At 39.8% G+C, this 23,968-nt stretch carries 23 protein-coding genes; 8 read left to right on the top strand and 15 right to left on the bottom strand.

What is annotated here, in order from left to right; all coding sequences use genetic code 11:
* Positions 1-3 precede the first annotated feature (3 nt).
* The 3 genes from sufD to sufB all read right to left on the bottom strand — a co-directional run bounded on the left by sufD (position 4) and on the right by sufB (position 3,686).
* Positions 4-1,344 carry a Fe-S cluster assembly protein SufD gene (gene sufD / locus UYK_RS0107100; protein WP_009458256.1) on the bottom strand — a complete coding sequence of 447 codons (1,341 nt, stop codon included), beginning with the start codon at positions 1,342-1,344 and terminating at the stop codon, positions 4-6.
* Complete coding sequence (gene sufC / locus UYK_RS0107095; RefSeq protein ID WP_009458255.1) at positions 1,344-2,132, bottom strand: Fe-S cluster assembly ATPase SufC; 789 nt, start codon at positions 2,130-2,132, stop codon at positions 1,344-1,346. Before sufC ends, sufD begins: the two co-directional genes overlap by 1 nt.
* A 117-nt stretch (positions 2,133-2,249) precedes the next feature.
* Entirely contained in the window at positions 2,250-3,686 is a 1,437-nt protein-coding gene (sufB, locus tag UYK_RS0107090) for a Fe-S cluster assembly protein SufB (protein ID WP_009458254.1), read from the bottom strand.
* Positions 3,687-3,905: 219 nt separating this feature from the next.
* Between sufB and sufR the strand changes: the two genes are divergently transcribed.
* Together sufR and UYK_RS0107080 are read left to right on the top strand one after the other, a co-directional pair.
* Positions 3,906-4,580, top strand: coding sequence for an iron-sulfur cluster biosynthesis transcriptional regulator SufR (gene sufR, locus UYK_RS0107085; RefSeq protein ID WP_009458253.1), 675 nt, complete (start codon positions 3,906-3,908; stop codon positions 4,578-4,580).
* A gap of 152 nt (positions 4,581-4,732) precedes the next feature.
* Positions 4,733-4,993 (top strand): hypothetical protein, encoded by a 261-nt coding sequence (locus tag UYK_RS0107080; RefSeq protein WP_009458252.1) that lies wholly within the window; start codon positions 4,733-4,735, stop codon positions 4,991-4,993.
* 84 nt (positions 4,994-5,077) lie between these two features.
* On the opposite strand, the gene UYK_RS0107075 is transcribed toward UYK_RS0107080, so the two are convergent.
* On the bottom strand, positions 5,078-5,707 hold the full coding sequence (locus UYK_RS0107075) for a hypothetical protein (protein ID WP_009458251.1): 630 nt from the start codon (positions 5,705-5,707) through the stop codon (positions 5,078-5,080).
* Between the two features lie 336 nt (positions 5,708-6,043).
* Positions 6,044-6,370, bottom strand: coding sequence for a YbjQ family protein (locus UYK_RS0107070; RefSeq protein ID WP_009458250.1), 327 nt, complete (start codon positions 6,368-6,370; stop codon positions 6,044-6,046).
* Positions 6,371-7,097: 727 nt separating this feature from the next.
* Between UYK_RS0107070 and UYK_RS0107055 the strand changes: the two genes are divergently transcribed.
* Positions 7,098-7,721 (top strand): tetratricopeptide repeat protein, encoded by a 624-nt coding sequence (locus UYK_RS0107055; protein WP_026086386.1) that lies wholly within the window; start codon positions 7,098-7,100, stop codon positions 7,719-7,721.
* A gap of 2 nt (positions 7,722-7,723) precedes the next feature.
* On the opposite strand, the gene UYK_RS0107050 is transcribed toward UYK_RS0107055, so the two are convergent.
* From UYK_RS0107050 to UYK_RS0107030, 6 genes are all read right to left on the bottom strand, one after another.
* Positions 7,724-8,575: an ABC transporter ATP-binding protein gene (locus UYK_RS0107050; RefSeq protein ID WP_009458247.1), complete on the bottom strand. Its 852-nt coding sequence runs from the start codon at positions 8,573-8,575 to the stop codon at positions 7,724-7,726.
* A 92-nt stretch (positions 8,576-8,667) separates the two neighbouring features.
* On the bottom strand, positions 8,668-8,898 hold the full coding sequence (locus UYK_RS26010) for a hypothetical protein (protein WP_131474249.1): 231 nt from the start codon (positions 8,896-8,898) through the stop codon (positions 8,668-8,670).
* Between the two features lie 34 nt (positions 8,899-8,932).
* On the bottom strand, positions 8,933-10,681 hold the full coding sequence (locus UYK_RS0107045; RefSeq protein WP_009458246.1) for an NAD+ synthase: 1,749 nt from the start codon (positions 10,679-10,681) through the stop codon (positions 8,933-8,935).
* A 118-nt stretch (positions 10,682-10,799) separates the two neighbouring features.
* Entirely contained in the window at positions 10,800-11,546 is a 747-nt protein-coding gene (locus UYK_RS0107040) for an NUDIX hydrolase (protein WP_009458245.1), read from the bottom strand.
* Positions 11,507-12,106: a nicotinate-nucleotide adenylyltransferase gene (locus UYK_RS0107035; protein ID WP_009458244.1), complete on the bottom strand. Its 600-nt coding sequence runs from the start codon at positions 12,104-12,106 to the stop codon at positions 11,507-11,509. The genes UYK_RS0107040 and UYK_RS0107035 overlap by 40 nt, the downstream gene beginning before the upstream one ends.
* A gap of 38 nt (positions 12,107-12,144) precedes the next feature.
* Positions 12,145-13,524 (bottom strand): nicotinate phosphoribosyltransferase, encoded by a 1,380-nt coding sequence (locus tag UYK_RS0107030; RefSeq protein WP_009458243.1) that lies wholly within the window; start codon positions 13,522-13,524, stop codon positions 12,145-12,147.
* A gap of 539 nt (positions 13,525-14,063) precedes the next feature.
* Between UYK_RS0107030 and UYK_RS26700 the strand changes: the two genes are divergently transcribed.
* Positions 14,064-14,201, top strand: a complete 138-nt coding sequence (locus UYK_RS26700; protein ID WP_009458242.1) for a hypothetical protein — start codon at positions 14,064-14,066, stop codon at positions 14,199-14,201.
* A gap of 618 nt (positions 14,202-14,819) precedes the next feature.
* On the opposite strand, the gene UYK_RS0107020 is transcribed toward UYK_RS26700, so the two are convergent.
* Complete coding sequence (locus UYK_RS0107020; protein ID WP_009458241.1) at positions 14,820-15,515, bottom strand: hypothetical protein; 696 nt, start codon at positions 15,513-15,515, stop codon at positions 14,820-14,822.
* A 324-nt stretch (positions 15,516-15,839) separates the two neighbouring features.
* Here UYK_RS0107020 and UYK_RS0107015 point away from each other — a divergent pair, with 324 nt between their 5' ends.
* The gene (locus UYK_RS0107015; protein ID WP_009458240.1) at positions 15,840-16,238 is read left to right on the top strand and encodes a hypothetical protein; all 399 of its coding nucleotides are present in this window, start codon (positions 15,840-15,842) and stop codon (positions 16,236-16,238) included.
* 39 nt (positions 16,239-16,277) lie between these two features.
* Here UYK_RS0107015 and UYK_RS0107010 read toward each other — a convergent pair whose 3' ends face one another.
* The gene (locus UYK_RS0107010; protein ID WP_016871164.1) at positions 16,278-16,988 is read right to left on the bottom strand and encodes a diacylglycerol/polyprenol kinase family protein; all 711 of its coding nucleotides are present in this window, start codon (positions 16,986-16,988) and stop codon (positions 16,278-16,280) included.
* Positions 16,989-17,046: 58 nt separating this feature from the next.
* Between UYK_RS0107010 and yidD the strand changes: the two genes are divergently transcribed.
* The 3 genes from yidD to UYK_RS0107000 all read left to right on the top strand — a co-directional run bounded on the left by yidD (position 17,047) and on the right by UYK_RS0107000 (position 20,672).
* A complete protein-coding gene (gene yidD, locus UYK_RS0107005; RefSeq protein WP_009458238.1) occupies positions 17,047-17,268 on the top strand; it encodes a membrane protein insertion efficiency factor YidD in 222 nt (73 codons plus the stop codon).
* Positions 17,269-17,563: 295 nt separating this feature from the next.
* Complete coding sequence (locus tag UYK_RS26005; protein ID WP_146005842.1) at positions 17,564-17,770, top strand: hypothetical protein; 207 nt, start codon at positions 17,564-17,566, stop codon at positions 17,768-17,770.
* 709 nt (positions 17,771-18,479) lie between these two features.
* Positions 18,480-20,672, top strand: coding sequence for a lytic transglycosylase domain-containing protein (locus UYK_RS0107000; RefSeq protein WP_009458237.1), 2,193 nt, complete (start codon positions 18,480-18,482; stop codon positions 20,670-20,672).
* 81 nt (positions 20,673-20,753) lie between these two features.
* Here the strand turns inward: UYK_RS0107000 and UYK_RS0106995 are convergent, their stop codons facing one another.
* A complete protein-coding gene (locus tag UYK_RS0106995) occupies positions 20,754-22,532 on the bottom strand; it encodes a glycosyltransferase family 2 protein (protein ID WP_009458236.1) in 1,779 nt (592 codons plus the stop codon).
* A gap of 18 nt (positions 22,533-22,550) precedes the next feature.
* The gene (locus UYK_RS0106990; RefSeq protein WP_016871162.1) at positions 22,551-23,858 is read right to left on the bottom strand and encodes a glycosyltransferase; all 1,308 of its coding nucleotides are present in this window, start codon (positions 23,856-23,858) and stop codon (positions 22,551-22,553) included.
* Positions 23,859-23,968: the final 110 nt, after the last annotated feature.

The raw sequence follows: 23,968 nt of genomic DNA, 5'->3' as shown, positions 1-23,968 counted from the left end.
TGACTAAAATCTGTTGATGGTTTGCGTGAGTTTTTCACACAGGGAAGGAACTGGTATTTGGTGAATAATTTCCGCAGCAAAAGCATGAACTAATAAACTGCGCGCACTTTCTTCATCAATACCCCGACTTTGCAGGTAGAAGATTTCATCGTCTTCCAACTGACTTACAGTCGCACCGTGAGCGCATTTAACATTATCTGCGGTAATTTCTAGTTGGGGTTTGGTATCAACTCTGGCTTTAGATGATAGCAGCAAATTGCGATTCAATTGTGCCGCATCCGTTAACTGCGCTAGTTTAGGAACAAAAACTTTGCCATTGAACACCGCATGAGCGCGATCGCCTACGATAGTTTTGTGCAATTGCCGACTTGTACCATAAGGATAATTGAGAGCGATCGCACTGTGAGTATCCGCCAACTGATTACCACCGATCACCGTCAACCCATTCAAATTAGTTTCCGTTTGCTCACCAGTTTGCAAAATCTCTAAATTGTGGCGCGAAACCCTACCACCCAAACTAATCGCATTACAAGTATACCGACTGTAACGCCCTTGGGTCACAGCAGTCTTCCCAATATGAAAAGCCTCCCTACTATCCCACTCAACCCGCGTGTGATTTACCTGAGCATTATCTTCCAACCAAATCTCAGTCACCGCGTTACTCAAGTAAACCTCCTTGGCGTTCTTGGCGTCATGGCGGTTCCTATACTCTTCCACCAAACTCACCTGTGAACCACTTTCCGCCACCACCAAACAACGCGGCTGAGAAATGAACGGCTGATCACCAGCAGCAATAAACACCAAATGAATCGGTGTTTCTACCACCACATCCTTCGGAACCCAAACCACCGCCACATCATTAATACCAGCAGTATTCAGGGCCGTGAACACATCCAACGCTCCCTCAGCTCGTGCCAAATATTTCTGCACACCAAGCTGACTTGCAGCATCCAAATTGCTAACTACTACCCCCTTTGGTAACCCAGCTACCACCGATAACTCTGGTACATAGATACCATTCACAAACACCAAACGAGAGTTAGCAGCTTCCGGCAAAATATCTGGTTGTAGAGACTTTGCATGCAAGGTCTCTACATTAAATTTTACCTGCCGTAAAGCAGACAAATCAGTAAACCGCCATTCCTCATCCCGGGTAGTAGGTAAAACAGAATGACGCACCCAATTCGCTGCGCGATCGCGCACCTGTTGCAACCAACCCTCTGACTTTGATACAATCACCCGATTTAATAACTCAGTTAAATAAGCATCCCTATCTAACAAAGTTGCACTCAAACTAGCTGCACTTGAGTTAGGAATTGGACTGGGAGAAACTTGGATAGCCATTACACACCCACCTCAGCCGCAAATTCATCTAACAACCAGTCATAACCACGAGATTCTAACTCTAACGCCAACTCCTTACCACCAGACTTAATAATCCGTCCTTGTGCCATCACATGCACATAGTCCGGCACAATATAATTCAGCAGTCGCTGATAGTGAGTAATCATAATTGTGGCATTCTCAGGACTCGCCAATTGATTTACACCATTTGCCACAATTTTGAGGGCGTCAATATCCAAACCTGAATCTGTTTCATCCAGAATCGCCAGCTTAGGTTCCAGTAACGCCATTTGCAAAATCTCATTGCGCTTTTTCTCACCACCAGAGAAACCTTCATTCACACTCCGGTTGAGAAAAGCCGAGTCCATTTTCACGACTTCCAGCTTTTCCTCTATCAAGTCGTCAAAATCAAAAGCATCGATTTCTTCCAAACCCTGCGCCTTCCGCTTGGAATTGTACGCCACCCGCAAAAAATCTAAATTGCTGACCCCTGGAATCTCTAAAGGATACTGAAAAGCCAAAAATATCCCACTTCTGGCCCGTTCTTCCGGTTCCATTTCCAGCAAATTCTGTCCCTGGAAAATCACCTCACCGCCAGTCACTGCATACGCCGGATGTCCAGCCAACACCTTAGAAAAGGTACTTTTACCAGAACCATTCGGCCCCATAATTGCATGAATCTCACCCAAACGCACTTCCAGATTCACACCCTTGAGAATTGGTGTTCCATCAACTTCAGCCGTCAAGTCTCTTACCGACAGCACAACTTCGCTATTTTCAATAATCATGTTCTCTCTCTTTATATATTCTCTGCGCCCTCTGTAGTTTTTTTATTTCGACCACAGATGCACACCGATAAACACAGATGATTTATCTGTGTGCATTTGTGTTTATCTGTGTTCGATTTACCCAACACTACCTTCCAACTTCAAACTCAATAGCTTATCAGCTTCCACAGCAAATTCCATCGGCAGGTTATTAAACACATCTTTACAGAAGCCGCTAATCATCATCTTTAGCGCATCTTCTGTGGAAATACCTCGCTGTGCAAAGTAAAATAGCTGGTCTTCCCCAATCTTGGAAGTAGAAGCTTCATGCTCTACTTTAGCAGTATTGTTTTGTACCTGGATGTAAGGGAAAGTATTAGCATGGGCATTATCCCCAATCAACATGGAGTCGCACTGGGAGTAGTTTCTAGCTTTTTCTGCCTTCTGGTTAATTTTTACCAAACCCCGGTAACTGTTACTAGAATTACCAGCAGAGATACCTTTAGAAATAATTGTGCTGCGGGTATTTTTCCCAATGTGAATCATTTTTGTACCGGTATCGGCTTGCTGCATATTGTTAGTCAGCGCTACCGAATAAAATTCACCCACGGAGTTATCACCCACCAGTACGCAGCTAGGGTACTTCCAGGTAATGGCAGAACCAGTTTCTACTTGTGTCCAAGAAATTTTGGAATTAACACCTTGACATAAACCGCGCTTGGTGACGAAGTTGTAAATCCCGCCTCTGCCTTTTTCATCGCCGGCGTACCAGTTTTGGACGGTGGAGTATTTAATTTCGGCATTGTCAAGGGCAATAAGTTCGACAACCGCAGCATGTAGCTGGTTGCTGTCGTACATTGGTGCTGTACAGCCTTCGAGGTAGGAAACATAGCTGTCTTCTTCAGCGACAATTAATGTCCGCTCAAATTGCCCGGTTTCACCATTGTTAATCCGGAAGTAGGTGGACAGTTCCATCGGACATTTGACGCCTTTGGGAATGTAGACGAAGGAACCATCGCTAAATACCGCTGAATTGAGAGCAGCAAAATAGTTATCGGCAATGGGAACGACGCTACCCAGGTACTTCTTGACTAATTCTGGGTGTTCCTGTAATGCTTCGGAAATAGAGCAGAAGATCACCCCTTCTTTTGCCAGTTTTTCTTTGAAGGTGGTGGCGACGGAAACGCTATCAAAAATTGCGTCTACGGCGACGTTCGCCAGTCGCTTTTGTTCTGACAGAGGAATGCCCAACTTTTCAAAGGTTTCTAGAAGGGTAGGATCTACTTCTTCTAAGCTTTTCTTTTTGGCTTGTTGCTTGGGGGCTGAGTAGTAAATTATATTTTGATAGTCGATTGGTGGGTATTTAACGCTAGACCAAGTTGGTTCTGTCATTTTTTGCCACTGGCGATAAGCTCTGAGGCGAAACTCCAGCATGAATTCTGGCTCGTTTTTCTTGGCAGAGATCATGCGGATGATATCCTCGTTTAGTCCCCGAGGAATTGTGTCTGCCTCAATGTTGGTGACGAAGCCGTATTTGTAGGGTTGATTTACTAGGGTTTTAACAGTGGCACTCATGGATGATTTTCTCTTGTGTTCGCAACTCTATACTCTTTAAGGATGGAGAGGGATTTTTGACCAATTCCCAACTCGTGTTACCGAATGGTCACACGACTGTTACAATAAGGATAACTACTAAAACAACAGCTCTGTTGTTTAACACATCTTCATTTTACGCTAGATTAACAACAATATTGTTGTCAAAGTGAAATTTAATCATGATTTTTTGGGACGACGATGGTGACTACCCAGCAGTCCTCAACCAAGCAAGATATCCTAGAATATCTAGTAAAGCACGCTCAAGCTACGGCAGTTGAACTGGCCGCAGCTTTGGATATTAGCCCACAAGCGATTCGTCGCCATCTCAAGGATTTAGAGGCGGAAGATTTAATTGTGTATTCTTCGGTGCAGGCGGGAATCGGGCGACCGCAGCACGTTTATAAGTTAAGCAGTAAAGGACGCGATCGCTTACGAAGAGAAGCGGCTGATAGTTATGGAGAGTTTGCCGTTTCTTTGTTAGATACGGTAGCCCAAACGGTTGGACACGACCAAGTCAGCAGTATTTTAAGAAAACAGTGGGAGCGTAAAGCACAAGAATATCGCGATCGCCTGGGTAATGGCTCTTTACACCAAAGGGTAGAAACTCTGGTGGAACTCAGGAAAGCAGAGGGTTACATGGCGGAGTACCACCCCATAGACTCTAATGAGCCAGGAAGTGGCGATCGCTTTATTTTAATGGAGCATAACTGTGCTATTTCTAACCTTGCAGAGTCTTTCCCCAGTATTTGTGGGCATGAGTTAGAAATGTTTGCTGCTGTTTTACCAGACTGTACGGTAGAACGTACTCACTGGATTATTAATGGTGAGCATCGTTGTGGCTACTTAGTGCAAGCGAGAAAAGTCAGATCATAAGAAATATATATAGCTTTTCATATTTAGTGTATTTCAAAGATAATGGTCAATTGGTAATTTGTTTAACGGAAAACCAAATATCTTGTTAACTCTTAGTTAATGGTTATTGACTACTAAAAGAGTACCAATTACCAACTACTAAATGCCTATTTATGAATTCACTACCCCAACAACCATCAGAGCAATTTTTAACTTTAGAAGAGTCAGCAAAAGTAGATGCTGCTTTGTTGTCTTCCTCAGAAAAGTTTTTATCTCGATTGACTATTTCATCATTAAAACTCTTGAAGCATATCGCCCAAGAATACAGTGTTTCTATGGAAGATTTGACAACAGAGCAAGTAATCGCCTGGTTTGAAAAAGATGGCAAAATTAGGCGAGAACAAGGTGTAGAAGCTTCATACTTAAAATGGTAAATGGTTGATAGTTGTTTGCTGTTAGTTGTCTGTGTAACAACTAACAACTCTTAACTACCAACCATCAACTACTAATTACTAACTTTATGTGTAATTTGCTTGAGTGCGAGGACTACGAGCGCCGACAGCGGCTCCGATCATAGCAGCAATTAAACCTAGTAAAGAGCCGAATACAAACCACCATAACCCTGAGCGTAAATTTGCTGCAATTTCACGAGCTTGCTGGGCAGTAGGAGTGGTTTGTGGTACATTAACACCACCTTGCTGTTGCAACTGATTAATTACTTCTCCTGCATTAGAAGCTGCTACACCAAAAGCACCAGTTACACCGCTTGCTAGTAACCAAGAACTAACTGCTAAAGTTGTAGCCCAGAGAATTGCACCGTTGAGAAGGGCTGTATTACGATTCATAGGACCACAAGCGCGGGTTGTCACCCAACCACCCGTGAAAAGGGATATTAATAAGGCTATAGTTGACCAAATACCGACATTACCAGCAACATTAGGTGTTATTGTTCTTGGTCTACCAGAAGCTTCAATACTACCTGCTCCAAGGGCAGCAATTATAGCGCTTAAAATTAACTGAGTTGCTATGGCCACTAATAGACCAGAAATAATCGGTCCCCAACGGACGCGATCGTGGTAATCAACTACTGGTGCAACTGCAACAGGTTCATTAATAACTTCACCAGTAGGACGATTTACATAGGACATAAACTCATTTCTCCTGAATAAAATTTTAAGGTTTTTCTGCTATTTTGATAGTTATCTTCAAATTAAATTGCTATCTCTTGTTTTTAATATCTATCAATAGAAGGAGTTAATATGTCTACCTTGGGTATTAAGTTTATTTCACAGGTATATATATTATTATGTGAGATTTTTATTAAAATAAGTATCAACATGAGCCAGCCTCAGTTCCTAAATCTGTAAAAATAAATTTTTAAATATTAATAAATATATACGTTATTCAAATACGTAGCTGTTATGAATTATGCCTAATAGCAGGCAAAGAGCTGTTTGCTCTTTACATGCATATTTGCCACCTACTTAACGCATTTTCACAGCCGTGCCTGTAGCTGTGATTAATAGTAATACTCCCGACTGGTCAACATTGATTGTACCTGTATCAATTTCGATGCCAATTACTGCATCTGCACCTAAGCGCAAGGCTCGTTGTTCTAACTCTGCTAGTGCTTTCCGTTGACCTTCTTCAAATAAGCGCTCGTAGCTACCAGTACGTCCGCCAATGATATCCCGTAGACCAGCAAAAAAGTCTCGCAGAAAATTACTACCATAGACAATTTCTGCTGTCACAATACCCAAATATGACTGGATAACAGCTCCTTGGATCACATCAGTAGTAGTTAAAATCATAAGTCTACCTCACAAATATCAATATGTATTAGTATCTGATTTGATTAATGAACTTTCTTGCGTAAGCAGGTAATGTACCTAGCTTCACAATAATCAAATATAAATCCTATTTTAGGTATTCGTATCTTTATTAGATTGATTGCAAAAGTCAGAACAATTTAAATAAGGGCGTTGCATAAAATCGGGATGGATTCTTGAACCGCGTTAGACGCGAAGTGCGCGAAGAAGTTAGATTTTTTCGTTTACAACAATTCAAAAACATCCTACTTTCTCTGCAACACCTAAATAAGAAAGACTAAAAAAAGAAGATTTTTGTTCACCCTTTAAATCTTTATTTTTTTGCCAGAACACCCTATTATCTGCTTTGTGGGTTTAGCCCGTCATGGGTCAATAGTTAGAATTTTGAGTTGAAATTGAAAATTTTGTATTATTTATAACCAGTAATCAAAGTATTACTATGATTACCTGTCTCTCACTGGTAAATTTTTTAATCATCAAAGAAGATGCTGGAAATGAGCTATAAACCAGAAGGCAAAAAACGAGAGAGCTTTGAAATTTTTGGTAAAAAAGATGCATATGGAGTTTGCAAAATAGAATATTTTTGTTTTAATGGACAAGCAATCAGAGAAAATCTGTTCAATTGGCACAAACTTTCAGGTTGTTGGCTGTGTACAAAGGAACTTCATTTTTATTTAGTGTTCTGTTAATGGGAAGCATTGTGACAACAATGGCTTCAGTGACTCAGGCTCAGGTATTAGTAGTACAGCGTCAAAGTACTCAAGAAGTTAAAGAACTATTGGAACAAGGACGTAGATTAGTAGAGACAGGTGATTATGGTGGTGCGATCGCTGTCTACCAACAAGCAGCAAACCTAGAGCCAAAAAATGCTTCAATCTATTCTGGCATTGGTTATTTGTATGCTTTACAAGGAAATTTTTCCGCAGCTTTAACTGCTTACCGTCGGGCTGTGGCTCTTAACCCTAATAATAGTGATTATCAATATGCTTTGGGTTATATCAGTGGTAATTTAGGTAATAACAATGCAGCAAAAGAAGCCTATCGCAAAGCGATACAGTTAAACCGTGGGAACATCAATGCCTATATAGGTTTAGGTACTATTCTAGTGCGGTTAGGAGAATACACTAGTGCTCAATGGGCCTATGAGGAAGCTGTGCAACTTGCTCCCCGAAATCCCCAAGTTTATGAGTTACGGGGAACAATCTTAAAAAAACAAGGTAAATCCAAAGAAGCGATCGCTGTTTTGAAAAAAGCCCGTGATTTATATGAACAACAGGGTAAGTTTGACAGTGTGACGAGAATGGAAGCTACCTTACGGGAATTAGGGATGTGAAATTAATCTAACTGACGTCCAGTTAGTTCTACAAAAATATCTTCCAAGTTAGAGGGACGTACCATTATCCCTGTCTTGTCTTGTAGATTTTCTAAATAATTGTTTGCTTCACTCAAGGTGGGGAAAAACAGATATTCCCAACGATCTCCTACTTGTTTGATGACCAAGCCTTCACCATGAGTGGAGCGCAATTGTTGTAAAGTTCCTAAAGAAATTAACTTACCATTATCCATAATGCCGATGCGATCGCATAAATATTCCACCTCTTCCATATAATGGGTTGTTAGCAGCATAGTCATACCCTGCTTATTTAAATCTTTGATAATTTCCCAAAGACGCCGCCTGGTTTGGGGATCTAGTCCTACTGTTGGTTCATCTAAAAATAGAATTTGGGGTTGATGTAACAAAGCCCTAGCAATTTGTAATCGCCGCTTCATCCCTCCAGACAAAGTTTTTACTAGATCATTACGTTTTGTGGTAAGTTCCACGTAATCCAGCCATTGGTTAATCAGACGTTGGCGCTGTGGATTAGGAATGTGATGTAGCCTACCATGTAGTTCCATGTTTTCCCAGACAGTTAAATCACCATCTACACTGATTTGCTGTAACACTACACCTATACATTGCTTTACCTGCATTCTTTGGCGTATGACATCATAGCCACACACCTCAACGTTTCCTTGTGTAGGTTTGGTGAGGGTGGTCAACATCCGAATTGTGGTGGATTTACCAGCGCCATTTGGGCCAAGTAACCCAAACATTTCTCCAGCAGCAATGTCAAAAGAAAGATTATCGACTACGGGGACTTGATTGTAAATTTTGTAGACGTTTTCGAGAGAAACGGCAACGGTCATGGCTAACTTGGGGTGTTGCTGAGAGCGCGTAAAGTTTTATTAACACTATTCATAATTGTAGGGTCAGCAATGCCCACCTTACAAAATCTGGTCTAAGCATTTTCTCTATTGCTCATTACCTTTTGCTGTTTCCGCCTTAGTCTTGCTAGCGATCGCTCTTCATTTGGTGAGGTTGGCGAGTTTCTCAATTGGCTTGAAGAAGGCAGAACTTCCTGGGATCTGAGCTTCACAGAGGCAGATAGATGGCAGAAGGCTTTCTTCGGATGGAGATTCAAACCCCACCCTACCGTGACACGCAAGATTGGAAATGTGGTAAATTCCATCCCATCTGCCCTCTTTTTGTGCCTTTCCCTTTCCTTATTTCATTCTGGGATGAGTATTTTGCCCGTTCCAAAGTGTCAAGGAAGGTGTAGGTACACTTCTCGTCTGATAAGTATTTTTAACAGCCAGCCAATTACTAGCTATGGGCATTCGCCATCCAGTACCAAAAGCGCGATCTGTAATTTTTAATCCCGGCGGTGCTTGTCGCCGCTTGAATTCTGCCCTAGCTACCATTTTCATGACTTTTTCAACAACGGCTGGATCGTGTCCAGCACTGACAATCTGGGCGGGTGATTGGTGATCTTGAATCAGGCGTTGCAAAATGTCGTCGAGAATATCGTAGGGGGGTAGAGAATCCTGGTCAACTTGACCCGGTTTAAGTTCGGCGCTGGGGGCTTTGGTAAGGACGTTGTGGGGAATAATTTCGCCGTTGCGGTTTAACCAGCGACATAGTGCATAAACGCGGGTTTTGGGGACATCAGCTATGACTGCTAAACCACCATTCATATCACCGTAGAGAGTACAGTAGCCGACAGCCATTTCTGATTTATTGCCCGTTGAGAGGAGAAGATGACCAAATTTATTGGATATAGCCATCAATAAGTTACCCCGAATTCGGGATTGAATATTTTCTTCTGCTAGTCCAAATTCAGTCCCAGCAAACAAATCTGCAAAGGTTTTGTCATATGCTTGCATTAAATCCCCGATGGGTAAGATATGAGTTTTGATACCAAGATTTGCTGCCAATGCCAAGGCATCAGTGATGGAATGGTCAGAACTGTGGGGAGAAGGCATGAGAACACCGAGGACATTTTCTTTACCAAGGGCAGATGTGGCGATCGCAGCCACAAGAGAAGAATCAATCCCACCACTCAAACCCAAAACTACTTGACTAAAGCCACATTTACGGGTATAGTCCTTTAGTCCTAAAACTAAAGCTTGCCAAATTTCTTCTTCTTCGCAGTCATAGTTAGGTGCAATAAAGCCCAACTTGAAATCCCGTGCTTCTTGATCAAATTCAATGATTAATAAATCAGTGACAAACCCACGGGCCCGACAAATAACTTCACCCTGGCGGTTTAAAGCAAAACTTCTGCCATCAAAAATTAAATCATCGTTGCCGCCCACTTGATTAGCATAAATAATCGGTTGGCGAAAACGTACTGCACTGTGACTTAGCATTGCTTCCCGGAACCGTTCCTTGCTGAGGGTGTAAGGTGAAGCGGACAAATTCACAATTAAATCCACACCCAAAATTGCTAAGTCAGCAATTGGGTTAACAGTGTAACTACGTTTGCCCCAAAATTCTTCATCGTTCCACAAATCTTCGCAAACAGTGACGCCAATATTAATGTCATCCAAGGTGAAATAATTAGCTTGCAAACCTGGTTCAAAATAGCGGTGTTCGTCAAAGACATCATAGGTAGGTAAAAGCCGTTTGTGAAAAATTTGTTTTACTTTACCCGCTTCTAACCAAGCGATGCTATTGAATAAAGTTTTGCCGCCAGTGGTTTTGGCTTGAAAATTTTTGTCTACAGTTCCGACTAATACTGCTAACTTAGGTGGTAAGTCTCTAGCTAATTGTTGCAAAGTAATACCCATTGCCTCAATAAAACTAGGATTTAATAATAAATCCCGGGGAGGATAGCCACATAAGGACAATTCTGGTGTCAGCAATAAACGCGCACCTTTTGCTACTGCTTGTTGTGCAGCTTCAAGGATTTTTTGAGCATTTTTTGGTAAATCACCAATGATAGGATTAAGTTGAGCGATCGCGATTTTCATGATAGTCAATAGTCATTTGTCATTAATTATTAGTAGAGACGCGATGTTCCTCGCGTCTGTACAATAGTCATGAGTTTAGAAGTCAAGAATGAAACCTCCTGCCTCCTGCCTTCTGCAATTAAATAAACACTAAAGGCTTATCTTTAAAAGGGGCAAATGCTTCTGCATCAAATCGATATAAACTAGCTGGACGTCCTGCACCCCGTGATACTTTAATACCCGTATCGTATAAAAAACCTAACTTGAGTAGACGCGCCCGAAAATTAGAATAATCAGAAAAATTTTCTCCTAAAACAGTAGTGTACAACTGATATAAATCATTCAAAGTAAACGTTTCTGGCAAAACTTCAAAAGCTACCGGGCTATACTCTAATTTGTTTTTTAAACGTCTGTGTCCGTATGCCAAAATTTCATTATGGTCGAAGGCTAGCTGGGGCACTCGTTTGACTGGATACCAAGCTATACCAGCAACTTTGTCAGCAATTAATTCGGCTTCTTCAAATCGCACTAAGGCAAAGTAACTGACACTGAGATAACGCACCCCATAACTATCGCTTGCTTCTCTTGGGTCGCGACTGGGGCCGCCAAAAGTATACAATTGCTCTAAATAAAGATTTTTGACTTTGATTTTCTCTGCCAGAATGCGGTAAGCGGCGTCTTCTAACGATTCACCTCGACGTACTAAAGTACCCGGAAGACCCCAATAATTTAAAAAGGGTTCTTGTTGTCGCATTACTAATAGTACTAGCAGTCGGTTTTGGGCAGTATCTACTGAAAAAATTACATTGTCAACACCGACTTTGAAATCAGCCAAAGGTTGTTGGTTTAGCGTATCTGCAAGCTTTTTTTGGATGCGTCCTGGCATTTGTACAAATGCTGTTGATGAATGTAGTCAATTACAGGGGGCGTGAGAGCTTCGGGGTCTCCACTGTTACGATAAGCTGTAGAGGATACATCTGGAGCATGTAACTGGGCGATCGCTATTTTTGCTCCTAGATTTTCCACTGTTTGCAAAGTAGATTGATCTATTACATATCCCGGTCGTGGGACAACCAAAAGTTGGACTTGATGTAGTAAATCTTCTATCCGATACCAGTGTGGTAGTTGAGGGAGTAAATCTGAACCTATAACTAAAGTAAACTCTGTTTCTGTTCCCCAACGTTGCTTGGCTTTATCCAGAGTTTCCAGGGTTCTGAAACTACTGAGTTCTTGTTCCAAACTGATATTATGCTGTGGCGCATGTATCTCATCTATGAGTAGATGTAACATTGCTACCCTATGCTGCAAAGGTGTTTGATGGGATTTAAAGGGATTATCTGCTGCCCAAATAACTACACGATCATAATTTTGTGACAACCATTTGATAATCGCTTGATGTCCAGCAGTTGGTGGATCGGCACTAGTTCCAAATAAGGCAATTTTCATTTTTTGGTAATTGGTAATTGGTGATTGGCAATTGGTTGCTAACTACTAACTAATGCTGGTTTTTTCTTGGTTTCCTCGGTTAATTTATGTAATTTATCAGAGATTATCATTGTGACTGGTATAGGATTTTCTAATTGTCGAGTTTGTTGGGGTAAACTCGCTACAGAAGCGGTAGTACGCTGACGAATGGTTGCTAATGTTTCTGGTGGTTGTATCTGTTTACCTTTGTGCATAAATAGTTGCAATAAAGGTAATCCTTCCAAATGATTTTCATCTGCTAATCCCAAACAATCTGTTTTCAATTTTCCTTCTACAAAGGAACGGAAAACTTGTTTGCGTCCCGGATAAGTCATCTTACCACTCGATTCTTTCATTACCGGAATGCTATCAATTTCTACCAATTTATAGACTCCATTTACAGGTTTTCCTGTTACTAGTTGGGTTCCTACACCATAACTATCAATCTCAGCACCTGCATTTTTTAAGGAAAGAATTTCTTGCTCATCTAAGTCTCCACTAGCAACTATTGATACATCTGGTAGAAGCGATCGCACTTTTTTTGATAATGTGACCAAATCACCAGAGTCTAACCTCACCCCTCTCAATTTCATTTTTCCAGAGTTGACTTTAAGAGCTAATCGCTCGGCAGCAGCAATGGTATCGTAAGTATCAATTAACAAGGTTGCATTTGGGAAATACTGTTGAAATGCAGCAAAAGCTTGATCTTCGCTACCTTCAGTTGCTGTTAGTGCCATCACCAAAGCGTGTGCCATTGTACCACTTGGTTTCTCACCTAGTTGTAGCGCTGCTAAGACGTTTGATGTGGCATCAAATCCAGCCGCTAACGCTGCCCGTGCTGCCCACAGCGAAGCTTGGGGACTAAATGCCCTTCTAGTACCAAATTCCAGCAGATTTGCTTTTTCACCGGCTACATCACGCATTCTGGCAGCGCGTGTTGCAATCAATGTCTGGTAATTGAGGGTATTAAGTAAATAAGTTTCTACCAGTTGCGCTTGCCACAATGGTGCTTCTACCCGCAACAGTGGTTGATTAGCAAACACTGCTGTTCCTTCTGGTACAGCCCATACATCCCCGCTAAAATTTCCTGATTCTAGCAGTGACCAAAACTGTTTTGGTACATGAGCAAAAATTCCTGTGGATTGCAAAGCTTCTATATGGGCAGGAGTAAAGCGAAATTTTTCTAAATATTCCAGCGCTTGGGCTAGCCCCATTGCAATCAAATAGCCGAAACCTTCTGGTAATTTTCTGACAAATAACTCAAAGCTGGCTGTTCGTTGTTCTATACCTTCACCAGTGTAACAAGCTGCCATCGTCAACTGGTAAAGGTCTGTCAGTAGGCTGTAATCTTCTGCACGCGGAATTAATTCCTGGTTCAATATTCCTGGGTGATACGTCATGCGATCGCCTCCCTCCAAGGATGCTTCCTTATTTTATGGTATTTTTCACTATAAATATTGTCAATGTCTAGAAATACAACGTTTATAAAAGCCTATTTATAGTATTTTTACAAGGATAATTATATTTTTTTGTAAAAAATTAAACTATTATAATAGTTATATTCAATAATATCCAATTGAAAAATGATTACGACAAATGGAAACCTGGGCGTTGCATAATTTTGGGATGATAGCGGATAAAATCGCACCCCATCGATTTTGTAGAGACGTTGCACTGCAATATCTCTACTGCTTATCCAATAAATATTTCATCATCTAAAATCCAATTTAGGGTATAAGCTAGATGCTAAAAGCCTGTTATTTACAGTCAGACTTAAACTAGACAGTATCACTATTCCTGAAGCTAAACCTCTGCAAACATTTATCAAGTAAAATTGCCATAAATATCAATATGTTGAAGATAAAAGCAAATCAAAAATCCTGGAAGTAGAGTATAGATATTCCTATAAAACTAATAAAAAAGAGGGAGTCTAATTATTATGAGGGCTATCTCGAATCTCATCGCTAGTGTGACTCGCTATATTACAGAAGCTGCGGTACGGATATTTGGCCCTAATGACGATGCTTATCCCAATATTGGTGTCCAACCCTACACAGGAGATGTTTATTCTGAATAAGAAAAATTAATCAGTGATTGATAAAAAATCTCAGATGAGTCATTCAATTCAAAATCGGTGGATATAGATTGTTATTCACCGATTTTTTATATATTACTCCCAAAGATAAATAACCCGCTTGCAAACAAACCCATACAAGCGGGATAAATTTTATTAGTTTACAAAAAAATCTGTTAAAAAGCAACAACATTCCGATTCTTCTGTTTTATCTTAACAGTGTCAGAAACCTCAGGCTGTTCTGATGGATGTTTTAGCATCCCCCTGGTAACTGTAAAGCAGGGGAAACGGCAAAAACCCTGCACCACAAACTGACTTAGGGTAAAGGAAAAGAGATTGACAAAAGTCTTTAAACCTTTCCCATTGCATCTCCGCACACCGCAAACATTTAGTAAATTAATCGGTTGTGTTGACTATTTGTTCTTATTTTAATCCACGCGATCGCTCGCTACCCTGACGCCGTTCTCCTTTGGGAAGCGATAAACAGGACAAACAGCACAACTCCTGCGTCGATCATGCAACATATATTCTAGGGAAATCTTTTATATATGCTGCATACTTTTATTGTGAAATAAAACCTCGTACTTGTAGTCTAAAGTACAATTTTTTTTAAAAAACTTTTTATTTTGCAACCAAACGCTGCTCGTATTGTCGTTGATTAAATAACTTTTGTTCTGGTGTTAAAAGATCGTAATCTTTGATTGGTTGGCGCATATCCCATTGCCACTCTGCCAATACTAGTAAACTAATTGCCATGACAATTCCAGTAGCGCAAAATTGCCAACCACCACAAAATGGTAAAATAACAATACTGGTGAAGTGAATTATAGCCATCAGTAAAAAAGTATGCGATCGCACACTCCAAGCTGTCAATAAGTAGCCGAGAGCGCTTATTGTTAACCACAAAGGACACAAGTTTATCAAAACTGTACTCCAGCCATAGAAAATTCCCAAATCAGTCAGCGTAACACCTGCAATCATTAAGATTATCCAACCATATAACAGCCAACGCAACTTTTCTACACTTACCCAAAACCATGTCAAAATTATCATGCTCACACTACCGATAAGAGTGAGAACTGACCACCAAATAGCTTGTATATACCAGCTAACAGGTAAAAATTGTGCTGTGGTAAAAATACCAGCACAAATCAAACTCCAGAGGATAAATACTTGATCAATTCGGGTATAAAAACCTGACCAAAGATTAAACTTACCTAATTTCAAATTTAGGCGTAATAAACCTTGTAAATCTTGAATATCTAAATCTTCTTGTTTGTCACGCAGTAGTGGTTGAGATAAAGGCAAAAAAGTCATCCGAAATTTTCGCTGTCATAGTTTAGTAGTTATTACTCAGTTTAGTATGTATTTTTGTAAAGTTTTCACAAATAGCGAAATTATTTTGAGATGTCAGTTCACTAGGAACAATTTTCACAACAACATTTAGTGATAATCATTTCCTAGACCAAAAACTCGGTCTTGAGAACAGGACGGAATCTCAAACAAGCCATTAGTTGGCAGTAAACAAGAACTGCGTGAACCACCAAGCATAAACAATAAACCTTCCAACCTGATAGGTGAGGAGTAAATCAAGGATTGAGAAAGGTTTAGCAAAAAACAAACTATTAGGAGTGTAAAATAATGTTTTGGAAGTTCGTAGTCAGTACTTTAGTATTGCCTATTAGCTTGGGATTAGAAGTTGCCGCAGCACACACCTTGTCCTCTACCCAAGTACCCATCATTTCACAGCAAGAAATTGGGGCAACAGAACCAGAACAAACGAGACACAACCAAGATTACAAAATTAGCCAACGACACAGACACTATCGCTACAGAAGAACGCGCCACTACAGACAAAATCCTCATCATAGACGCCGTTATAATAATAGGCATCGTTACTACAGACGGTATCACTATAGACCTCATTATCAAAGAGTTTATAACTATCATCCGAGAGTACGCTACCGCAGAATCTATCGTCACGGCGTCAATTTTCCGCAACAAAACTATTACTACCGTAGATACTACTATCATAGGTAATTGGTAATGGGTAATTGGTAATTGCTTACCAGACAGCAATCAACCACTTATAAACTTAGTTAACACAAAAGCCAGGGCAGCACTACCTAATGGAACTGTCAAATTGTCAATACCGACAAAAGAAATAGTTTCTAACCCAGTAGCTGCTAAAGCCACTACCACAGATATAGCCCAAACTTGCCAAGAGTTGCCTTGTACACTCATCAAAATCAAACTGCAAATCAGAAAACTGACAATAGCCATTGTCAAAGAACCTTCCCAGCTTTTTTGTCCTCCAAAAAGGTAATATTTATGTTTACCAAATCGCTGTCCTACCAGGGCAGCTAGTCCATCACCCCAAGACATAATTAAAATTCCTAATGCTGCATAATGGGGTTGTTGCAGATACCAAAACCAAGCTACCAAAACACCAATACTTATAGAATAAAAAAAAGTCCCAAAGCTCAGCCTTCCCACGCTATTAATACCAGGGAGAATAGGAAAGCTATAGGACAATAAAGTAACAGCACTCGCTAAAATTGAGGCTGTAATACCTGCGATCGCTGGAATGTGCAGCCACCAAGCTAGCAAAATTACATTACCAGTTCCTATATGTACTATCTTCCGCACAATTTCTGAGTCTGCTTGAGCAAAACGACTAACCCCCCACGCGGTTAACATCACGAGGGACAACCAAACTGCAACGCTAGCAAGTTGCAGTCCGAAAGGAGGAATTAACTCTAAACCGGAAAACAAACTTAACAACAGCAAAGATTTAAATAAAAAATTTTGACCTTTGTTACCAATTTATTAGAAAAATGTGATTTTGATGAAACTATTATTAATCTGGCTGATTCGGTTCTACCGAATGTTTATTTCACCGTTATTTCTTCCTACCTGTCGCTTTCAGCCTACCTGTTCTATGTATGCCATCCAAGCCATAGAAAGATTTGGACCATTACGCGGTTCTTGGTTAGCAGTTCGACGCATTCTACGTTGTCATCCATTTCATCGAGGTGGTTATGATCCTGTACCAGAGGTGGAAGAGTAGGTGATGGGCAGGTGGAGAGGTGGGGAGAAAACAATTCAAAATTCACGCAATAGGAAGAGAGTAGGGGGTGTGAGGAGTGTGAGGAGTGTGAGGAGTGTGAGGAGTAGTAAGCAATCAACTACTAACTACTAACTATTAACCCTTGACAATTTGCCAATTACCAAATGTATTAATTTTTTTGTCGATCACTATACAATATTCTTGATATTTGGTATCACACATTAACACCCTCACTTAGGAGTCGCCTGTGAGTATCTCAAAGTAACTCACAGGATTTCTCATATAGGAATTCAGTTTGATTTATGAACTTAATGATGAAGAGGAGAAGTGGGAAATATCTAGGCGTTGCAGAGAAAGCGGGATGATTTTATTTTCTCTTTTAATTGAAAAACTCAATTCTTGGCATTCTTGGCATCTACCCTGCGGGAAGCCGCTACGCGTCTACATCCCCATTTTATGCAACGCCGAAATATCTAAACGTACTGGGTTTTTTCAAAAATAGAATGTCAGTTCTATCATTCAGTTCTATATATAGTCTTTTAATATCAAGGAAAAGACGAGATTTTAGTTTTTACAAAAAATATTATTAGATATAACATTTCTAAATTATTCGTGAGAGACAAGCTCCCCGACTTTTTAGAAAAGTTGGGGAGCTGGGTTTTGCAATTCTCACAAATTAGATAGGAAAGTTCAGTCAGGACTACAGAAAATGCGATCGCTGTTGGTTAGTGTCAGCTTGTAGCCAGTACTATGGGAAAACATAAAGTTTCACCTACTAGGGTGATTCATATCATGTCCGTTTGAAGACTTATCATATCTGTGAAGACCGGTAATTGGTAATGGGTAATTGGTAATGGGAAAAACCAATTACCTGTTATCTACAAGACCAACCATATCGTAAGTAATTAGCCGGACTTGATATCATTTGGGTGAAGACGAATAGCAAGTATCAATTCCAAAATAAGTGTATGTAGTCATGTTTACTTCTACTGCAAATATACCTCTTTTGGAACATGAAAATATACCTATTGAATGATGCTAAATATAATATCTGTTGCTAACTTTTCTTAACAAAAGTATAAATATAGCAATAGCTATTAACTGCCAAATTTTTCGTCATCAATCAAAAATTGAAAGGCAAAAATGGTTCTCTACAGTATTAGTAATGTTAAAGTGGCAAGAAATTCATGTCAAATTTTCAGCGGGTCTCAATGCTGAAGAAGCTACAGAAAAAACAAATATCTATCATTGTGGGTGCAGGAATATTTGCCTTCCTGGCTGGGGCAATGGTTTCAGCCCCTCAGATGGGAAAATATCTGGGGCAATGGCTCAAACAATTTAACAATCAGCCAGAACAACTGACAGAAGCCAACAAAGCGGAATCAGCTGTTTTCTCTTTGGTACTGCAATCTCCTGCCCAAAGAGCAGCAAAACTGGAAGAATTAGCCAAAGGGTTTCCATCACAAGATCGGAACCGCGCTCGTTATTTGCTGGCGAGTGATTTGATTGAACGCAAGGAAGCCAAAGAGGCGTTAAATTTGCTGGAAGGGCTGGAGAAGGATTATCCGCGACTGGCGCCCTACATTTTGCTGAAAAAAGCCCAAGCATATGACATCTTGGGAGAACCGGGCAAAGCCTCCGATAATAGGCAGACAGTGGTCAAAAATTACCCTGAACATCCAGCCAGTGTTAAAGCCCTCTATCTAATAGCACTACCTGAGTATCACCAAAAAGCGATCGCCTCTTTTCCTTCCCATCCCCTGACGTGGGATATTATTCGTAAGCGCTTGGTAGAAAATCCTAATCAGCCACAATTACAATTAATTTTGGCAAAACACGCCTATGACCAACCAGGAATTATTCCCGTCTTAGATGCTTTAAGTAAAAATACTAATTTAAAGCCAGAAGAGTGGGAAATTGTTGCTAATGCCTATTGGGAAAATAATCAATTTGCTAAAGCAGCAAATGCCTACGCGAAATCAAACAAGACGCCTCGTAACCTCTATCGCGTAGCCCGGGGATTGCAGATAGATGGTAAACGAGAGCAAGCGATCGCCACTTATAAACAACTACTTAGTACTTTCCCAGAAGCCCAGGAAACAGGTACTGCCCTACTGAGGTTGGCAGAAATGAGCAAACCACGTCAAAATGCTCTGCCTTATCTTGACCAAGTCATCAGTAAATTTCCTGATCTTGCAGGAGAAGCACTGTTAGCCAAAGTCAAAGTTTTGCAAGCTCAAAATAACACCAACGGAGCAAATGCGGCACTGCAATTACTGATTAGCAAGTATGGGAATACTGAGGAAGCAGCAGAATACCGTTGGAAAATGGCATTAGAAAAAGCTAAAGCCAAAGATTACCAAGCTGCATGGCAATGGGCAGAACCGATTCCTACCACTAACCCTAACAGTATTTTGGCTCCGAGAGCAGGTTTTTGGGTCGGGAAATGGGCAACAAATTTAGGAAAAATGCAGGAGGCGAAACAGGCTTACGAGTATGTACTTAGTAACTTTCCCCAATCTTACTATGCGTGGCGCTCAGCAGTCACTTTGGGGCTGAATGTCGGCAACTTCAACAACGTCCGTCAGTTGACACCAGAAATAGTTCCCCTTGTACGTCCTGTACCTACAGCCGGTTCTGAAACCTTCAAAGAATTGTATCTGCTTGGTCAAGACCGTGATGCTTGGTTGCAGTGGCAAGCGGAATTTCACAACAAAGCCCAACCTACGGTAGCAGAACAATTTACCCAGGGTTTGATGCTGCTTACCCAAGGGGAAAATTTACTGGGAATTGACAAAATCTCTAAATTGGAAGACAGAGAAAAACCAGAAGAAAAAGCTGAGTATGAAGCTTTAAGCAAACAGATTATCTACTGGCAAGCTCGTTATCCCTTTCCTTATCTTAAAGAAATAGAATATTGGTCAGGGCAACGTCAGCTAAATCCTTTACTGGTAACAGCATTGATTCGTCAAGAGTCACGGTTTCAGCCAAAAATTAAATCCGTTGCCAATGCAACTGGCTTAATGCAGGTATTGCCAGATACAGCTAAATGGATTGCTCCCCAAATTAAAGAGGATAGTAAAAAAATTAACCTCGAAGACCCCAACGATAATATCATGCTGGGTACTTGGTATTTAGATCATACCCATCAGCAATATGGTAATAATTCGTTGCTAGCGATCGCTAGTTACAATGCTGGGCCCGGTAACGTTGCTAAGTGGTTGCAAACTATACCAACACAAGATCCAGATGAATTTGTAGAACTAATACCCTTTGACGAGACCAAAAATTATGTGCGCCAAGTCTTTGGCAACTACTGGAATTATTTACGACTTTATAACCCCGAAATTTCTCGGTTAGTAAGACAATACTCAGCCAAGCATCCACAACTGCCACAGCAATGAGGCAAAATGAATGGAGAACGTGGGGAGTGGAGATGTTCTCCATGTCTCCCCTGTCTTCCTTGTCTGGTTTGTCCATCCTCTTCAAAACAATTCAAAATTAGGAGCTTTTAAAGACAGATTGGGATTGTAGTAAGGATCTGTACCTAATTTCTCAAAATAATCTTTCCACTTATGATTTAATTGCTTCCATTCACCTGGTTTTAAACCTTTCTGCCTACTAGCAGATTCATAATGAATCAGTTGAGCATAAGGCGTAACTACATTCCGATATCCAGCCTGATGCGCTTTTAAACATAAATCCACATCGTTGTAGTTGAGGGGAAAAGCTTCATCAAGCCCACCTAATAATTGAAAAACCTCTTGACGCATCATTAAACAAGCAGCCGTTACCGCTAAGTAATTTCGATTAACAATATTTGAACAAAAATAACCAGATTGTTCATTATCAAACCCGTAGAAAGCATGACAGGGATTACCTTCAAGAATCATTACCCCTACATGCTGTAATCTGCCATCAGGAAATAAAAGTTTTGCTCCCACTGCACCGATTTCTTTTTGTTGTGCAAGTTCTAACATTGATTCGAGCCAATCGGGAGTAATTACTTCTGTATCATCATTCAACAACAGTAAAAATTCTCCCTTGGCTTTGGCTGCACCTCTATTAATTCGCATCGAGAAGTTAAAAGGTTCAGCACAACGGACTAATTTCACATCTAAAGCAAGTATTTTCTCTAAAGTTTCTTCTGGGATATCATAACCATCTACCACAATAATTTCAAAATTGCGGTAGCTACTCAGCTGCTGAATGCTGCGAATACAATTTTCTAGAAGACACAGGGAACCAGAAGCAGTATTAACAGTTGCACCTGCACTGGGAATAATAATACTAACTAAAGGATTGCCAATAATATCGCGTCTAACTCTGTAAATCCCTGGATTCGGTGTTTCTTCGACATGTCCTGGATATATGCTACGCTCTAGCATTGATTCTAAAGCTTTTCTACCAGCAGTATATGCCCACGGCTTTGCTTGTGAGCCAGAAGCAGCAGAAGCAGGTATACTGCGCCAATGATAGAGAATTTTAGGAATATGAAAGATATTTTTTGTTTTTTCTATGAATCTTAATACCAAATCATAATCTTGTGAACCATTATATTCACTACGAAAACCACCAATTTCACGCACAATACTAGTACGATAAACACCTAAATGGCAGGTATACATACAAGAATAAAAATATTCTGGCGACCAGTCAGGCTTAAAGTAGGGAGAAAATCGTTTTCCTTTGCTATCTATTTTATCTTCATCACTATAAATAAAATCTGCTTCTGGATATCGGTTAATTAACTGAGCATTTTCAAATAAAGCGTTAATTGCTAATTGATCATCATGATCTAAAAGTGCAATGTAGTCTCCTGTAGCCAGTTCTAAAGCGGAATTACTAGCTGCTGAAATATGTCCATTTTCTGTACGGAATACAACTTTAATTCGTGAATCAAGTTGACTATAATGAGTTAATATATCATAAATATGAGATTTGGTAGAAGCATCATCAGCAATACAAAGCTCCCAATTACTATATATTTGATTGCGAACTGATTCAATGGCCTGTGTTAACCATTTTGCTTCTACATTATAAACAGGCATAATGATAGAAAATTTAGGTTGGATTTGCCATTGAGCTATTTGCTGACGAGCAATTAGAATATGTTGTTGATTAAGAGTATTTTTTTCTAACCATTGTTGATACGATATTTTATTTTTGATATGAGAGGCAGCGTTTTGATAAAAAAAATTTAAAACTCCTAGTATTCCCCTTCTTCTCCAGATACGTTGTATTTTTTGAACTTTATAATTCATAAATATTGGTGTTATACATTAATTAGTACTTCGCAAAGAATATATTTTTTTCAATTTCAACCACTGATTACGCAAATGCCAAAACTTACTCGTTTCCATAGTTGCAACTAAGTTTTGCAATCTTTGAATTTCTACAGTTTGATATTGCAGTTCTGTATAAAGATTATCAATATTTGAGGAATACTGACGCCTCTGCATTACATGAGCTAATCTATTTTTGATCTTTTCTCCAATTACTTTTGGACTTAACACAGACTTGATCTGCTCAGATGCTTTTTTAGCAATTTGTTTAGCGTCTTCATAATTATTAAACACATACTGCATTAAATATGCAGCATGGTCAATATCTGGTTCTGCCCAGAAATTACCTTTTTTGTAAGGACCATGATCTTCAGTAATCTTCACTACAGAGTATTTGACCAGAAAGCTATTATTAATATTCATAAACTCAAGATTGGCTGAATAAGCAGTTGCGATCACTGGTTTACCATAAAACATGGCCTCTGCCATTGTTAAGCCAAAACCTTCTGCACGATGTAAAGATATATAACAATCACAATGGTAAATTAGAGCATTAAGTTCTTCTTTGAGTAAATAATTATCAATTAATTTAATATTGCTAAAATCTTCAACTAAATTTAGGAGCTGTTGGCATTTTTCGGGAAAGTAATTGGCATTAGAAAATTTAAGTACTAGTAAAACATTTTCATTATCTTTACCAAAAGCTTGTTTGAATGCTTCAATAACTGCCGCAGGATTTTTACGTTCAAAAACACTACAAAAATCAAATATAAATAGAAAAATAAATTTATTGTCTGCTAAGCCTAATGATTGTTTAGTGATTGCAGGTTCAGGAAGCGAGATGCTGTGCATAACCTTTAATACTGGAATAGGAGATACAGGTGCGATCGCATCCACACAATAAGCGCTAGGAGTCCATATTTCATGAAAAAGATTAAACGCAGACAACCATTCTTTGGGAAATTCTGGTAATTCCCAAGCCCAAAAGCCAATATTATACTTGTCTTTAAAATATTCAGGACTAGCAGAACTGATGAAAGTATTAATCATATCCACATTCACCTGAATAATATTTATCGGATAAGGATTTTCATCAGAAAAATCTGTGTAGGAAGAATCCATCTTCCTATGCATTGTATTAAAAGTACAATTATTAATCACAAAAGGAATTCCAACCGCCTCAACAGCTCTAATAGTTCCTCTAACTCCTTCACCAAGTCCAAATTCACTGTTAACATAACCTGAAATATTTACACCAAAATCATGGCTAGTGGTATTGTTGGCAATTCCAGGTTTTAAGTCCATATTTTTCTCCTATTATCCACAGATACACACAGATAAATACATAGCATAGATGATAAAGCAGCAAACTGATACATTAAAACAGTAGCTGCAAGACAAAATTAAATTTATAA

Source organism: Fischerella thermalis PCC 7521, assembly GCF_000317225.1.
In the GTDB taxonomy this organism is placed as follows: domain Bacteria; phylum Cyanobacteriota; class Cyanobacteriia; order Cyanobacteriales; family Nostocaceae; genus Fischerella; species Fischerella thermalis.
This window is presented reverse-complemented; position numbering and strand designations above follow the sequence as displayed.

Coding starts and splice junctions, on each gene's coding strand:
- UYK_RS0107050 (WP_009458247.1), bottom strand. CDS start 8,575: ATGACCGTTGCCGTTTCTCTCGAAAACGTCTACAAAATTTACAATCAA.
- sufC (WP_009458255.1), bottom strand. CDS start 2,132: ATGATTATTGAAAATAGCGAAGTTGTGCTGTCGGTAAGAGACTTGACG.
- UYK_RS0107055 (WP_026086386.1), top strand. CDS start 7,098: ATGGCTTCAGTGACTCAGGCTCAGGTATTAGTAGTACAGCGTCAAAGT.
- sufR (WP_009458253.1), top strand. CDS start 3,906: ATGGTGACTACCCAGCAGTCCTCAACCAAGCAAGATATCCTAGAATAT.
- sufB (WP_009458254.1), bottom strand. CDS start 3,686: ATGAGTGCCACTGTTAAAACCCTAGTAAATCAACCCTACAAATACGGC.
- UYK_RS0107080 (WP_009458252.1), top strand. CDS start 4,733: ATGAATTCACTACCCCAACAACCATCAGAGCAATTTTTAACTTTAGAA.
- sufD (WP_009458256.1), bottom strand. CDS start 1,344: ATGGCTATCCAAGTTTCTCCCAGTCCAATTCCTAACTCAAGTGCAGCT.
- UYK_RS26010 (WP_131474249.1), bottom strand. CDS start 8,898: ATGGAATTTACCACATTTCCAATCTTGCGTGTCACGGTAGGGTGGGGT.
- UYK_RS0107035 (WP_009458244.1), bottom strand. CDS start 12,106: ATGAAAATTGCCTTATTTGGAACTAGTGCCGATCCACCAACTGCTGGA.
- UYK_RS0107075 (WP_009458251.1), bottom strand. CDS start 5,707: ATGTCCTATGTAAATCGTCCTACTGGTGAAGTTATTAATGAACCTGTT.
- yidD (WP_009458238.1), top strand. CDS start 17,047: ATGAAACTATTATTAATCTGGCTGATTCGGTTCTACCGAATGTTTATT.
- UYK_RS26700 (WP_009458242.1), top strand. CDS start 14,064: ATGAGGGCTATCTCGAATCTCATCGCTAGTGTGACTCGCTATATTACA.
- UYK_RS0106990 (WP_016871162.1), bottom strand. CDS start 23,858: ATGGACTTAAAACCTGGAATTGCCAACAATACCACTAGCCATGATTTT.
- UYK_RS0106995 (WP_009458236.1), bottom strand. CDS start 22,532: ATGAATTATAAAGTTCAAAAAATACAACGTATCTGGAGAAGAAGGGGA.
- UYK_RS0107030 (WP_009458243.1), bottom strand. CDS start 13,524: ATGACGTATCACCCAGGAATATTGAACCAGGAATTAATTCCGCGTGCA.
- UYK_RS0107020 (WP_009458241.1), bottom strand. CDS start 15,515: ATGACTTTTTTGCCTTTATCTCAACCACTACTGCGTGACAAACAAGAA.
- UYK_RS0107015 (WP_009458240.1), top strand. CDS start 15,840: ATGTTTTGGAAGTTCGTAGTCAGTACTTTAGTATTGCCTATTAGCTTG.
- UYK_RS0107000 (WP_009458237.1), top strand. CDS start 18,480: ATGCTGAAGAAGCTACAGAAAAAACAAATATCTATCATTGTGGGTGCA.
- UYK_RS0107070 (WP_009458250.1), bottom strand. CDS start 6,370: ATGATTTTAACTACTACTGATGTGATCCAAGGAGCTGTTATCCAGTCA.
- UYK_RS0107040 (WP_009458245.1), bottom strand. CDS start 11,546: ATGCCAGGACGCATCCAAAAAAAGCTTGCAGATACGCTAAACCAACAA.
- UYK_RS0107045 (WP_009458246.1), bottom strand. CDS start 10,681: ATGAAAATCGCGATCGCTCAACTTAATCCTATCATTGGTGATTTACCA.